Source organism: Conexibacter woesei DSM 14684, from assembly GCF_000025265.1.
GTDB lineage: Bacteria > Actinomycetota > Thermoleophilia > Solirubrobacterales > Solirubrobacteraceae > Conexibacter > Conexibacter woesei.
This window is the reverse complement of the sequence record NC_013739.1, coordinates 4,691,736-4,705,169: the sequence shown is the minus strand read 5'-3', so window position 1 is coordinate 4,705,169 and position 13,434 is coordinate 4,691,736. Positions and strand designations below refer to the sequence as shown.

Annotated in this window: 12 protein-coding genes; 10 read left to right on the top strand and 2 right to left on the bottom strand. The window is 72.6% G+C overall.

What is annotated here, in order from left to right; genetic code table 11:
* Nucleotides 1-132: 132 nt before the first annotated feature.
* Genes CWOE_RS22160 through CWOE_RS22135 form a run of 6 tightly spaced genes read left to right on the top strand, consistent with a single transcriptional unit; the run spans nucleotide 133 to nucleotide 6,924 of the window.
* Nucleotides 133-1,515 (top strand): glutamine synthetase family protein, encoded by a 1,383-nt coding sequence (locus tag CWOE_RS22160; protein ID WP_012935881.1) that lies wholly within the window; start codon nucleotides 133-135, stop codon nucleotides 1,513-1,515.
* A complete protein-coding gene (locus CWOE_RS22155; protein WP_012935880.1) occupies nucleotides 1,502-2,269 on the top strand; it encodes a gamma-glutamyl-gamma-aminobutyrate hydrolase family protein in 768 nt (255 codons plus the stop codon). The genes CWOE_RS22160 and CWOE_RS22155 overlap by 14 nt, the downstream gene beginning before the upstream one ends.
* Nucleotides 2,266-3,624 carry an aldehyde dehydrogenase family protein gene (locus CWOE_RS22150; RefSeq protein ID WP_012935879.1) on the top strand — a complete coding sequence of 453 codons (1,359 nt, stop codon included), beginning with the start codon at nucleotides 2,266-2,268 and terminating at the stop codon, nucleotides 3,622-3,624. Before CWOE_RS22155 ends, CWOE_RS22150 begins: the two co-directional genes overlap by 4 nt.
* On the top strand, nucleotides 3,625-4,797 hold the full coding sequence (locus tag CWOE_RS22145; RefSeq protein WP_012935878.1) for an iron-containing alcohol dehydrogenase family protein: 1,173 nt from the start codon (nucleotides 3,625-3,627) through the stop codon (nucleotides 4,795-4,797).
* 7 nt (nucleotides 4,798-4,804) lie between these two features.
* Nucleotides 4,805-5,536, top strand: a complete 732-nt coding sequence (locus tag CWOE_RS22140; protein WP_012935877.1) for a FadR/GntR family transcriptional regulator — start codon at nucleotides 4,805-4,807, stop codon at nucleotides 5,534-5,536.
* Nucleotides 5,533-6,924: an FAD-dependent oxidoreductase gene (locus tag CWOE_RS22135; protein ID WP_012935876.1), complete on the top strand. Its 1,392-nt coding sequence runs from the start codon at nucleotides 5,533-5,535 to the stop codon at nucleotides 6,922-6,924. The genes CWOE_RS22140 and CWOE_RS22135 overlap by 4 nt, the downstream gene beginning before the upstream one ends.
* A 6-nt stretch (nucleotides 6,925-6,930) precedes the next feature.
* On the opposite strand, the gene CWOE_RS22130 is transcribed toward CWOE_RS22135, so the two are convergent.
* Both CWOE_RS22130 and CWOE_RS22125 read right to left on the bottom strand, forming a co-directional pair.
* Entirely contained in the window at nucleotides 6,931-8,406 is a 1,476-nt protein-coding gene (locus CWOE_RS22130) for an aldehyde dehydrogenase family protein (RefSeq protein WP_012935875.1), read from the bottom strand.
* A 76-nt stretch (nucleotides 8,407-8,482) separates the two neighbouring features.
* Complete coding sequence (locus tag CWOE_RS22125) at nucleotides 8,483-9,175, bottom strand: FadR/GntR family transcriptional regulator (RefSeq protein WP_012935874.1); 693 nt, start codon at nucleotides 9,173-9,175, stop codon at nucleotides 8,483-8,485.
* A 61-nt stretch (nucleotides 9,176-9,236) separates the two neighbouring features.
* Here CWOE_RS22125 and CWOE_RS22120 point away from each other — a divergent pair, with 61 nt between their 5' ends.
* Genes CWOE_RS22120 through CWOE_RS22105 form a run of 4 tightly spaced genes read left to right on the top strand, consistent with a single transcriptional unit; the run spans nucleotide 9,237 to nucleotide 13,418 of the window.
* Nucleotides 9,237-10,025: a gamma-glutamyl-gamma-aminobutyrate hydrolase family protein gene (locus CWOE_RS22120; protein ID WP_012935873.1), complete on the top strand. Its 789-nt coding sequence runs from the start codon at nucleotides 9,237-9,239 to the stop codon at nucleotides 10,023-10,025.
* Nucleotides 10,006-10,812, top strand: a complete 807-nt coding sequence (locus tag CWOE_RS22115; RefSeq protein WP_012935872.1) for an SDR family NAD(P)-dependent oxidoreductase — start codon at nucleotides 10,006-10,008, stop codon at nucleotides 10,810-10,812. Before CWOE_RS22120 ends, CWOE_RS22115 begins: the two co-directional genes overlap by 20 nt.
* Nucleotides 10,809-12,194, top strand: coding sequence for a glutamine synthetase family protein (locus CWOE_RS22110; RefSeq protein ID WP_012935871.1), 1,386 nt, complete (start codon nucleotides 10,809-10,811; stop codon nucleotides 12,192-12,194). The genes CWOE_RS22115 and CWOE_RS22110 overlap by 4 nt, the downstream gene beginning before the upstream one ends.
* A gap of 15 nt (nucleotides 12,195-12,209) precedes the next feature.
* Nucleotides 12,210-13,418, top strand: coding sequence for a PucR family transcriptional regulator (locus tag CWOE_RS22105; RefSeq protein WP_012935870.1), 1,209 nt, complete (start codon nucleotides 12,210-12,212; stop codon nucleotides 13,416-13,418).
* Nucleotides 13,419-13,434: the final 16 nt, after the last annotated feature.

Below are 13,434 nucleotides of genomic sequence, written 5' to 3'. Positions count from 1 at the left end.
CGCGTCGGACGCGAGGGCGGCCGACGGAGCTATGAAACGTTTCAAGTTCTTGTTACGCTGCGCCGGGAATGAGACCCGCTCACGGCGCGTTCTTGCGTGTGCGGCAACCACTTGGTATAAAGAAGAGACCAAATGCTCGACTCCCGCGAGACAACCTCTTCGCCGTCTGCCAGCTCGGTCACAGGCCGGCTTGCGCCGGACCGGCTCCGCTCGATGGTCGCCGCCGGTGAGATCGACACCGTCCTGCTCGCTCTCGTCGACATGCAGGGCCGGCTTCAGGGCAAGCAGCTCGGCGCGCACCACTTCGTCGCCGACGTCCTCGACCACGGCGCCGGCGCATGCGCCTACCTGCTCAGCGTGGACGTCGAGATGACACCCCAGGAGGGGCTCCTGACAAGCAGCTGGGAGACCGGCCACGGCGACTTCACGCTCGTCCCCGACGTCAGCTCGCTACGGCTGGCCTCCTGGCGGCCGCGCACCGCGATCTGCATCGCCGACGCGGTCTGGCCCGGCGGCGAGCCGGTGCTCCCGTCGCCTCGGGAGATCCTGCGGCAGCAGGTCGAGCGCCTGGCCGAGCGCGGCTGGACCGCCAGCACAGCGACCGAGCTGGAGTTCATCGTCCATCGCGAGAGCTACGCCGCGGCCCGCGAGCAGCGCTACCAGCACCTCACCCCGGCCACCGCCTACAACGGCGACTACTCGCTGCTCGGGCTGCGCGCGGCCGACTCCGTGCTGGACCGCCTCGCCGCCGAGATGCCGCGGTCGGGGCTCGAGCTCGAATCCGTCAAGGGCGAGGCCAATCTCGGACAGTTCGAGATCAACTTCCGCCACTCGACGCCGCTCGACGCCGCCGACGGCCATTCGATCTTCAAGCATGCGGCGAAGGAGATCGCGACGGAGGAAGGCCGCGCTGTCACGTTCATGGCCAAGTGGGACGAGCGCGAGGGGAACTCGTGCCACCTGCACCTCTCGCTCGCCGACGCCGACGGACCGCTCTTCGCTCGCGACGAGCGGCTCTTCGAGCACTTTCTCGCCGGCCAGCTCGCGTGCACGCGGGAGCTGACGCTTCTCTTCGCACCGAACGTCAACTCCTACAAGCGCTTCGCGGGGCACTCGTTCGCTCCGACCGCGATCGCGTGGGGGCGCGACAACCGCACGTGCGCGATCCGCGCGGTCGGCGCGGGCAGCTCGCTTCGGCTCGAGCACCGCGCCCCGGGCGGCGACGTCAATCCCTACCTCGCGCTCGCTGCGATGATCGCCGCCGGCCTGCACGGGGTCGACGAGAGACTCGATCCGGAGCCCGCGGTCGTGGGGAACGCCTATGCCGCGGGATCTCCGCGCCTGCCCGCCACGCTCGGCGACGCCGTGACGTCGTTCCGCGGGAGCGAGATGGCCGCGCGCGCGTTCGGTGCCGACGTCGTCAGCCACTATGCGCGCGCGGCGGAGATCGAGCTCGACGCCTACAACGCGGCAGTCACCGATTGGGAGCGGGTACGGGGCTATGAGCGATTCTGACGCGCGGCGCCGGCCTCTGATCGGCGTCTGTGCCGCCTGGGAGCGCGTCGCCTGGAGCTTCTGGGATCAGCAGGCAGCCGTCGTCGCCGGCACCTACCTCGGCGCCGTGCGGCGGGCGGGCGGCACGCCCGTCGTGCTCACTCCGGAACCGCTCGGGGACGCTCAGATCGAGTCGCATGGCGCGTGGCTCGACGGCCTCCTGCTGATCGGCGGGGCCGACATCGATCCCGCCTGCTACGGCCAGCAGTCGGCAGAGCGGACAGAGGCCACCTACCCGCTGCGCGATCAGTTCGAGATCGCGCTCGTCCGCGCCGCGTTCGACTGGGACCTGCCGGTTCTGGGCATCTGCCGCGGCCTGCAAGTCCTCAACGTCGCGACTGGAGGCTCCCTGCACCAGCACGTGACCGACGCCGGGTTCGCCGAGCACCGTCCGGTGCCCGGCAGACTCGGGGAGTCGACCCTGCACGTGGTCGAGGTCGAGCCGGGAGCGCCGCTGGCCGCGGATGCAGAGCGTCAGCTGATCGTGAACTCGCATCATCACCAGGGCGTCGACCAGGTGGGGGAGGGCGGGCGAGTCGTCGCGCGCTCGGTGCCGGACCATCTCGTCGAGGCGGTCGAGTGGCCGCAGCTGCGTTACGCGCTCGGCGTTCAGTGGCATCCCGAGGAGCTGGAGCTGGACATGACGATCGCAGACCTGGTGGCGGCGGCCGCCGACCGCGCCGCAGCCGCGAATCGAGTGGAGGCGATCCGGTGACCGTCAGCGTCGTCGAACCCGCCACCGAGCAGGTTCTCACCACGCTCCCCCGCACGAGCCTCGCGGAGCTCGACCTGATCGTCGGCGCGGCGCAGCGCGCGCAGCGGGAATGGTGGTCGCTGGCTCCGAGCGAGCGCGGCGCGACGCTGGCGGCGGTCGCGGCGGGAATCGACGCGGAGGCAGAGACGCTGGCGCGTCTGGAGGCCCGCAACGTCGGGATGCCGATCAGCGACGCGCGCGGCGCGGTCGCGGGCGCCGCGGCGACGTTCCGCTTCTACGCCGCCGCGCCGGAGCGCCTCGGCGGCAAGACGATCCCGGTCGCCGGCGGCGTCGACATGACGTTCCGCGAGCCGCTCGGCGTCGTCGGCGTGATCACGCCGTGGAACTTCCCGCTGACGATCGCAAGCTGGAAGATCGCGCCGGCCTTGGCGGCCGGCAACGCGGTCGTTCACAAGCCGGCCGAGCTCACCCCGCTGACCGCGCTCGAACTGCAGCGCATCGCAGCAGCGGCCGGTCTGCCCGCAGGCCTGCTCGGCGTCGTCGTCGGGCGCGGCTCGGAGCTCGGCCGGGCGCTCGTCGACCACCCGGACGTCAGCAAGGTCTCGCTCACCGGTTCGACCGCGGTCGGCATGGAGATCGGTGAGCGCGCCGCACGGCAGGTGAAGCGAGTGAGCCTCGAACTCGGCGGCAAGTCGCCGTCGATCGTCTTCGCCGACGCCGATCTCGGCTCCGCCGCGACGGGTCTCGCCGGCGGCTGCTTCGGCAACGCCGGCCAGGACTGCTGCGCGCGCTCCCGTGTCTTCGTCGAGCGCCCCGTCCTCGGCGAGTTCCTCGAACGGCTCGAGCAGATGGTGGCGAGCCTGCGCGTCGGCGACCCGCTCGACGAGGCGACGCAGATGGGGCCGTTGATCTCTGCCCGACAGCGCAGCGCCGTGACCGAGATCGTCGCCGGCGCCGCGGTCGCGACGCGGGGGCACGCTCCCGACGCACCCGGATATTGGTTTCCGCCCACCGTGCTGCATCCGCTCGCCGACGCCGACCGGGCGGCACGCGAGGAGATCTTCGGACCGGTCGTCTGCGTTCTTCCCTTCGAGCGGGAGGACGAGGCGATCGCCCGCGCCAACGACACCCCCTACGGGCTCGCAGGCTCGATCTGGACGGCCGACGGCGCCCGGGCGCTCCGCGTCGCGCGTGGTCTGCACGCCGGTGCTTTGGCGGTCAACTCCTACACCTCGGTGCGGCTCGGCACTCCCTTCGGGGGGTTCAAGCACTCCGGGATCGGGCGCGAGCTCGGCGCGGACGCGCCCGAGGCGTACACCGAGGTCAAGAACGTCTTCTACGCGACGGAGGCATGAGTGAGGCCGCAGATCATCGCGCCGTTCGGCAACCACCTTCCGGTCCGCATCCGGTTCGGCGACGGCGTTGCGATGGAGCTGCCCGAGGTCGTCATCGGCGCCGGCGCGAGCAGTGCGCTCGTCGTCGTCGACGAGGGCCTTGCGCAGGTCAACCCGGCGGTCGGCGAGGCGCTCGCGGCGCTGACAGCTGCCGGCATCGAGGTCGTCCACAGCCAGAAGGGCGCCGGAGAGCCCCGCGGCGCTGACGTCGATCGAGCCGCCGACGCCGTGCGTCAGACAGGAGCGGGCATCATCGTGGCGGTCGGCGGCGGCTCGGTGATCGACACCGCCAAGGCCGCCCGGCTGTGCGCTCAGCAAGACCTCACGTTCGCCGCCTTCCTCGACTCCGAACGCGAGATTCCGCCGGCGGAGATCCCGCTGATCGCGATGCCGACGACGGCGGGGACGGGCTCTGAAGTGTCGGGCGGCGCCGTCGTCAGCGACGATCGCTCCGGCACCAAGGCGGGGATCGCGAGTCCGAACCTGCGAGCCGAGTACGCGCTCGTCGATCCGGTCCTGACCCACTCTGTGCCGCCCGCGGCGACTGCTTTCAGTGGGATCGACGCGATCGCGCAGGCGATCGCCGGGATGGTCGCGCGCACACGGACTCCGATCGGGGACGCGATCGCGCTGGAAGCGATCCGGCTCGCGGGGCGCTCGCTCGTCGCGGCGTACCGCGACGGCTCCGACGCGGCGGCGCGGTCGGAGATGGCCTGCGCCAGCCTTCTCGCCGGGCTGACGATGAACATCTCGGACTGCGCCGCGGAGCATTCGCTGGCGCAGGCGATCGGGACCCGCACCGGGGCTCCGCACGGCCTCACGGTGGGGCTGGTGCTGGCCGAGACGCTGGAGCGAGAGCGTCAGTTCGTCCCAGAGCAGCTGGAGCGGGTCGCCGACGCGCTCGGCGCTCCGGTCGACGGGAGCGCAGACGGCGGACGCGCCGTTCGCGCCGTGCGCGAGCTGCTGTGCGAGCTGGACTTTCCCGTGCTCGGGTCGCTGGCCGTCCGCAGCGACCTCGACGATCTCACCAGACATGCGATGGCGGATTTCTTCATCACCCAGTCGCCGCGTCCCTGGTCGGAGGCAGAAGTGAGGACCGCATTCGAAGGGGCGCTCGCCCAGGTCGGACGCTGAGGCCACGATGTCGGAGATCGACGATCGTGTGCGGACGCTCGGCCCGGTGTCGGTGCCCAGCGCCGCCGAAGTGGTGGTCGCCCAGGTGACCCGGGCGATCGAGCTCGGGAGATTCCTGCCCGACGATCAGCTCCCGCCCGAGCGCGAGTTCGCCGTGCAGCTGGGCGTCTCGCGGATGACGCTGCGAACCGCGCTGCGCGACCTCGAGGCTGCTGGGCTGCTGAAGCGAGTCCGGCGGGGCTCCGGCGGCGGCGCGCTGGTGATCAACGCCGGGACGCTCGGCGTCACCGACGTCGAGCACCGCGCGATGCGCAAGCAGGTGGAGGAGATCTTCGAGTTCCGCATCGCCTGCGAGTCGGCGACCGCCGAGCTCGCGGCGAGACGCAGGACCGACGCGCACCTGGCGCAGCTCGAGCAGACGATCGAGAGCCTCGGGTCCGAGCTCACGTCGGGACGGTTTCGAGCCGCCGACAACGCCTTCCATCTGGGCGTCGCCGACGCTGCGGGCAACCCCTGGCTGCGGCAGGCGGTCGAGGACGTCCGGGCAGCGATCTTCGCGCCGCTCGACGCGATGAGCTTCGAGCTGGTCGTCGCGAGCGCGGTCGAGCACCACCGCTGGATCCTCGACGCGATCGCGGCAGGCGATCCCGATCGCGCCCGGGAGCGGATGATCGACCACATCCACGAGGCGAAGCAGGAGCTGCTCGTGGTGGTCGCGATCGGGGACCAGCCGAGATGAGCGCGCTTCGCATCGCGATCGTCGGCGCCGGCCCGGCGGGCTTCTACGTCGCCGAGCACCTGCTCAAGCAGGACGCGCATGCCGTCGAGGTCGACCTGCTCGACCGGCTCCCGACGCCGTACGGTCTCGTGCGGGCGGGCGTCGCCCCGGACCACCCGAAGATCAAGGCGGTGATCCGGCTCTACGAGAAGACGGCGGCGCTGCCGGGCTTCCGCTTCTTCGGGGGCGTCGAGGTCGGACGCGACGTGACGGTCGCGGACCTGTCCGAGCACTATCACGCCGTCGTCTGCGCCTACGGAGCGGCGATCGATCGCCGCCTCGGGATCCCGGGCGAGCAGCTGCCCGGCTCGCATACGGCGTCGGAGTTCGTCGGCTGGTACAACGCCCATCCGGACTTCTCGGAACGCGAGTTCGAGCTGCCGCGGCGGGTCGTGGTCGTCGGCAACGGGAACGTCGCCGCCGACATGACGCGGGTGCTGGGGCTCTCGCGGGAGGAGCTGGAAGTGACCGACGTCGCCGACCACGCGATCGACGCGTTGGCGGATTCCGCGGTCGAGGAGATCGTGGTCGTAGGGCGCCGCGGGCCCGCCCAGGCGGCGTTCACGAACCCGGAGGTCCGCGAGCTCGGCGAGCTGGCGGACTGCGACGTCGTCGTCGACCCTGCCGAGGTGACGCTCGACGACGTGAGCCGCGCGTTCGTCGAGTCCGACGACTGCACTCCGACCAGCCGCCGCAACGTCGAGATCTTCGCCGGCTTCGCGAGCCGCGCCCCCGCGGGCAAGCGGCGGCGGATCGTGCTGCGGTTCCTCGGCTCGCCGGTCGAGATCAAGGGATCGGGACGCGTCGAGTCGATCGTGGTCGGCCGCAACCGGCTCGTCCGCTCCGACGACGGCCGCCTGCGCGCGATCGACACCGGCGAACGCGAGGAGATCGAGTGCGGGCTCGTGCTGCGGTCGATCGGCTACAAGGGCATGGCGCTCGCCGGGTTGCCGTTCGACCCCGATCGCGGCACGATCCCGAACGACCACGGCCGCGTGATCGATCCCGGCTCGGGCGAGCAGATCCCCGGCCGCTATGTGGTCGGCTGGATCAAGCGCGGCCCGGGCGGCGTGATCGGCACGAACCGCAAGGACGCGCAGGACACGGTGGACGCGCTGCTCGAGGACGTGACCGCGGGGCGGGTTCCTGAGCCCAGCGGCGACGCGTCCGCCGAGGCCGTCGAGGCCCTCCTGACCGAGCGGGCCCCCGGCCACGTGACGTTCAGCGGCTGGCAGGCGATCGACCGCGCAGAGGTCGCCCGCGGCGAGCCGCACGGCCGGCCGCGGGTGAAGTTCAGCGACGTCGACGCGATGCTCGACGTCGCGCGCGGGCAGACGACGGCCGGCTGAGCGCCGTCACAGCGGCAGCGACGGGTCGTCCTCGCCGACGATCCGCTGGCCGAGGTGGGCGGCGACGGTGTCGCCCCGGCCGTGGCCGCCGTAGCCGCTGGTGCCCCAGAACGACTGGGCGGACGCGGGCACGAGGTCGAGGATGTGCACGCCGCCGACGCGGACCTCGCCGGCGTGGATGCGCGTGCCGACGTCGAACGCCGCGTCGGCGTCGGCGCCGAAGACGTAGCCGGCGAGGCCGTCGTCGAGGCGGTTGGCTGCGGCGATGGCGTGCTCGACGTCGTCGTACGGGTGGACGGTGAGGATCGGGCCGAAGATCTCCTCGTCGACGGCGTCGAGCGGCAGGCCGGAGACGATCGTGGGCGGCACGAAGAAGCCGGCGGACGGGACCGCGAGCGTCTCCAGGACGGTGCCGGCGCCGGCGATCCCGGCAAGCTGCTCGCGGACGCGCTCGCGGTGGGCGCGGTAGGCGAGCGGGCCGAGCTCGACGCCGCGCTCGCGCGCGTCGCCGGCGATCAGCTCACCGCAGGCTGCCGCGAGTCGCTCGACGAGCTCGTCGTGGAGCGCGCGGGGGACGAAGGTGCGGCGGGGCGCTTCGCACCACTGGCCGTTGAGCGCCGTCTGCCCGCGCACGAGCTCGAACGCGGTCGTGTCGAGATCGGCGTCGGCGAGCACGATCGCGGGGTTGCTGGCGCTCAGCTCCAGCTGCAGCGCTGCCATCCGGTCGATCGCCGCGCGCGCGACGGCCCGGCCGCCGCCGGTCCCGCCCGTGTAGCTGATGAAGCGGATCCGGCTGCTGGCGGCGAGCTGCTGGCCGACGGCGGCGTCGCCGCTGACCACCTGCGCGGCCCCGGCCGGCAGCTCGGCGGCGCGCAGTGCCTCGACGAGCAGCTCGGCGCTGCGGACGGTGTGCTCGGAGGGCTTCAGGACAGCCGGGCAGCCGGTCGCCAGCGCGGTCGCCAGCTTGCTCACGCAGACGAAGGCCGGCGCGTTCCACGAGGCCATCAGCGCGGCGGGCCCCCACGGCAGGCGGCGCAGCTCGACCCGCCGGCCGTCACGGCTGAGCACGTCGGTCGGCGTCGCACCGGCAGCGGCGGAGATCTCCTCGACGAGGCCGGGCAGGCCGCCGGCGAACAGGCGGGCGACGTCGATCGGGATGCCGACCTCCTCCGCATGCAGCCGCGCCAGCGCGTCCGTGCGCTCGTCGAGCGCGCTCGCGAGCCGGGTCAGCGCGGCCTGGCGCTCGCGCACCGGCAGCGCGCTCCAGCGGCCGCTGCCGTGCCCCCACGCGGCGAAGGCGGCTTGGAGGGCGGCGTCGACCTGCGCGGGCGCGCTGTAGCGCCGGGTGTGCGAGGGGAGGCCGGTGTTGGGGTCCTCGGCGACGCCTCCGTCGAGCGGTGGCGGCTCGTCGACGCCGTCGATCAGGTGGGCGCCGTGGTCGGGCAGCGCGGGGGCCGCGTGCGGCAGGTCGGTCGCGGGCATGGCTGACCTCGTGGGGAGTCGGACGGTCGAATGGAATCAAGGACTATATCTTGATCCATTAGGCGCGGCGCGCGCCTCAGATGAGGTCGAGGATCTCCTGGCGCAGGGCCTTGACGTGAGACTCCATCGCCGCGCGGGCGCCCTCGGCGTCCTGTGCGGCCACGCGCTCGGTGATCGCCGTATGACCCTCGATCGCGCTCGCCATCACGATCTCGAAGTCGACCGCGTCGAGCTGGTCGAACATCGCGATGCGCGCGTCCTCGATCGCCCGTCGCAGCGGTGCGCAGTCCGCGGCGTCCGCGAGCGTCAGGTGGAAGGTGGTGTCGGCGCGGCGGAAGAGCCCACGGCTGTCCGCGACGGCGAGCTCGTCGACCGATGCGCGCAGTCTCTTCACCAGTGCGGCCGTGCTGTGCTCCGCGGCGCGGGCGGCCGACAGCGGTTCGATCGCCTGGCGGAACTCCTGCAGTGCGAGCACGTCGTCGAGGTGGGTGCGCAGGTATGCCCGGCGCGATGCCTGGGAGCTCTGCGGGCCGGTGATGATCGCGCCGCCGGACGAGCCGCGGCGCATCTCCAGCAGGCCCTCGCCTTCCAGCACGCGCAGCGCCTCGCGCAGCGTGACGCGGGAGACGCCGAGTCGCTCGGCGTGCTCGCGCTCGGGCGGGAGCTTCTCTCCGGGGCCGTACTCCCCGAGGTGGATCGCACGGCGGAGATGCTCCACCACAACGGCGTACGCCGCGGGGACGAGGACGTGGCCAGCGGATCTCGGCATGGGCCTCATTGTGGCAAAGGAGCGCTTGCACTATTGCACATATTGGTCTAAGTTTTGATCCATGGAGGACGTCAACGCTTCACCCGGGCGGCCTGGCGCGCCGCTGATCGGCGTGACCGGGAGCCGCAGCCGGACGTCGCGCGTCACCGGCATGCCCGAGCTGCTGCTGAGCGGTCAGGTCGACATCCATCACGTGCCGTACGTCAACGCGATCGCGGCGGCCGGAGGGATCCCCTTGCAGGTCCCCCGCGAGGCGCCGCCGGACGAGCTGCTGCGGCGCCTCGACGGGCTCGTGATCGCAGGCGGCGACGACGTCGACCCGCGCCGCTACGGGGCGGTCCCGGGCTCGGCGACGACCAAGATCGATCCGGACCGCGACGAGCACGAGCTGGCGCTGATCCACGCCGCGCTGGAGCTCGACGTGCCGTTGCTGGGGATCTGCCGCGGCCACCAGCTCATCAACGTCGTGCGCGGCGGGACGTTGGTGCCCGACCTCCCGCTCGATCAGGGCGAGGCCCACGGCCAGCTCGCCTATCCGCTGCACGCCCGCGTCCACGGCCTGCGCTTCGCACCCGGCGAGCCGATCGCCGACCGGCTCGGGCCCGACGTCCTCGTCAACAGCTTCCATCACCAGTCGGTGGACGTGCTGGGGGACGGCGTGCGCGTGATCGCGACCGCCCCCGACGGCATCTGCGAGGCGCTGCGGGTCGGGTCCCGCGCGCTCGGCGTCCAGTGGCACCCCGAGTACCTCAGGGAGCAGCCCGATCCGATCTTCTCGTGGCTCATCGACGAAACTCGCACTGCAACCATCAAGCCGGAGGCTGTATCCCGTGTCCCAAGCCCTGTCTGAGACGTCGGCGCCGATCGCGATCAGCGATCGCCACCGGGGCCGCCGTGCCGTGGTCACCGGCGCAGGCTCGGGCATCGGCCGCGCCATCGCGCTGCGGCTTGCCAGCGAAGGCGCGCTCGTCACCAGCCTCGACGTCGACGGCGCCAACGCGGCGCAGACCGCCGAAGCGATCGAGCAGGCCGGCGGCCAAGCGATCGGCGTGCGCGCCGACGTGCGCGTGCGGAGCGAGCTGGACGCGGCGGTCGCTGCCGCCGTCGAGCGCTTCGGCGGCCTCGACTACCTCGTCAACGCCGCGGGCATCGTCACGATGGCCGGCTTCGACGACGTCACCGAGGACGAGTGGGATCGCGTGGTGGACATCAACCTCAAGGGCTACTTCCTCGCCGCGAAGGCCGCCGTCGGCGCGCTCCGCAACGGCGTCGACCCCGCGATCGTCAACATCACGACGATCGAGTCCGAGATCATCTGCAGCCCCAGCGGGCGCTGCCAGGTGCACTACAACGCCTCCAAGGGTGGTGCCTTGATGCTCACGAAGGCGCTCGCCGCCGAGCTGGCGGCCAGCGGCATCCGCGTCAACGCCGTCGCTCCCGGCGCGACCAACACGCTCTTCACGGGGACGAGCTTCGCGGAGCCCGAGATCTTCGAGACGTTCTCGGACCGGCTGCTCATCAAGCGCGTCGGCGAGCCCGAGGACCAAGCCGCGGCCGTGTCGTTCCTGCTCTCCAGCGACGCGTCCTACATCACCGGCGTGCAACTGCCGGTCGACGGCGGGTGGATGGTCCGATGACCGGCGCGCATGGCGCGGCGGAGCGGCCGCTGGGACGCCTGAGCGCGGATGACCTCCTCTCGGGGGAGTTCGACACGGTCATCCTCGCGACCGCCGACATCCAGGGGCGGCTGGTCGGCAAGCGCCTGTCGCCCGCGGCGTTCGTCGACAAGGTGCTCACCGGCATCCACGTCTGCACGTGCACGCTCGCCTGGGACATGGACCAGGCGCTCGACGGCATCACGCTCGACTATGCGGGGATCCACACGGGCTGGCACGACTTCGTCGTGCGGCCCGACGTGTCGACGCTGCGCGTCGCCGGCTGGGCGCCCCGCACCGCGATCTGCCTCGGCGACGCCGTCGACGACGCCGGGGAGCTCATCCCGATCGCGCCGCGCACGATCCTGCGGCGGCAGCTGGAGGCGCTCCGCGAGCGGGGCCTGGCGGCGAGCGCCAGCACCGAGCTGGAGTTCTTCATCTACCGCGACACGTACGAAGCCGCGCGCCGCGGCGACTATCGCGAGCTCGTGCCGACCACCAGCCGTCATGCCGACTACTCGATCCAGGAGACCGAGGACCTCGAGTACTTCTTCGGTCCGCTCCGCGGGGCGCTGGCGGCGTCCGGCCTGCCCGTCGAGATGAGCCAGGGCGAGTGGGGGCTCGGCCAGTGGGAGATGAACCTCACCCACGACGAGCCGCTGGCGATGGCCGACGCGCACGTGCTGTTCAAGCTCGGCGTCAAGACGATGGGCAGCCGCGCCGGGCTGGCGACCACGTTCATGGCACGTCCGACGACCGACGCGGGGATCGGGTCCTCCTGCCACGTCCACGTCTCGCTGCGCGACGAGGACGGCACGGCGATCTACCACGACGCCGACGATCCGCAGGGGATCAGCGATCGGATCCGCCACAGCATCGGCGGCGTCCTGGAGCGGGCGCCCGAGCTGATGCTCTGGTACGCGCCCACGATCAACAGCTACCGCCGGACGGCCAGCGAGGACTTCGCCGGCCGGGGCGCGACGTGGGGCTTCGACAACCGCACCGTGACGTGCCGCGTCGTCGCCGGTTCGCCTGCGGCCGCGCGCCTGGAGTACCGCGTCCCCGGGGCGGACGTGAACCCGTACCTCACGCTCGCGGCCGTGCTCGCCTCGGTCGCGGACGGCCTCGACCGCGCCGTCGACCCGGGGCCGGCGACCGTCGGCAGCAGCTACGACCTGGACGTCGAGCCGCTTCCCGCGACGCTGGAGAAGGCGACCGACCGCTGGGAGTCCAGTGCGTTCGTCGCGCGGGCCTTCGGCGCCGACGTCCAGGTGCACTATGGCGAGCTGGCGCGGCACGAATGGCGCCGCTTCAACCAGGAGGTCACGGACTGGGAGCGGCGCCGCTACTTCGAGGGAATCTGAGCAAGCCGGGGCGGCGTGAACGAGCTGCAGGGACTGGTCGACGCACTCGCCGCGCACCTCGCGCGCCCGGTCGGCGTCGACGACCGGCGGTTCCGCGCGCTCGCGTACAGCTCGCACGGGGAGGAGGCCGACCAGGTGCGCCGCGCCTCGATCCTGCGGCGGGAGGCCCCGCGCGAGGTCACCGCGTGGCTCGCGTCGCTCGGGCTCCCCGAGACGCGCGATCCGGTGCGCGTGCCGGCCCGCGCCGAGTTCGGGATGGCCGCCCGGATCTGCGTCCCGGTCTGGTTCCAAGACACGCCCTTCGGCTATCTGTGGCTGATCGACGAGCCGCAGCCGCTCGACGCCGCGCAGCTCGCCGCGTCCGAACGGTGCGCCGCGGATCTGGGCGCGGAGCTGTATCGCGAGCGGTTGCGCGAGCTGCAGCAGCGCGACCGCGAGCGGACCGCGGTCCGCTCGCTCGTCGGGGAGGGCGGCGAGGAGCCGGCGGGCGCGGCCGCCCTGGTCTCGGCGGCGGCGTACGCGGTGGTGGTCCTGAGGGCCGCTCACCGGGAAGGCGCGTTCGCTGAGGCCGTCGACGTGCGTCTCGCCGCGGGAGTCGAGCAGGTCCGCCGTCGCGCTGCTCCCCAGACGGTGCTCGGCCTGGTCGAGCGCGGCACGGCCGTCGTGGTCCTCGCGCTCGACGGCGCCGATGCGGCGGCCGTCCGCGCCGCGACGCTCCAGCAGACCGCGGCCGACCACCTCGCCGACTGCGCGGGCTGGTCGGTCGTGGCAGGCGTGGGGGACGTCTGCGCCACGGCGGCCGGGGGGCTGCGGCGGCCCTACGAGCAGGCGCGCGCCGCGGCGCGCCTCGGGCTGCGGCTGCCCGGGCTCGGATCGGTCGTCGGCTGGACCGACCTCGGTGCCTATCGCGTGCTCGCGGAGCTGGTCGGGGAGCGGCCGCCGCTGCAGCTCGTCCCCGCCTCGCTGCGCACGCTGCTGGCCACGGCGGACGGCCGCGGGCTGGTCGAGACGCTGGAGCAGTACCTCGAGCACGCGGGCGACGCGCGGGCCACCGCCGAGGCGCTCTTCGTGCACCGCAGCAGCCTGTACGGACGGCTGCACCGGATCGAGGCGGTGGCCGGAGTCGACCTCCGCTCCGGCGACACGCGGCTGGAGCTCCAGCTCGGTCTTCGCCTCTGGCGGATGGGCGGCGCGCCGGACGCGCTCGACCCGGCGGGTCGCTGAGCCACACGTGCGACAG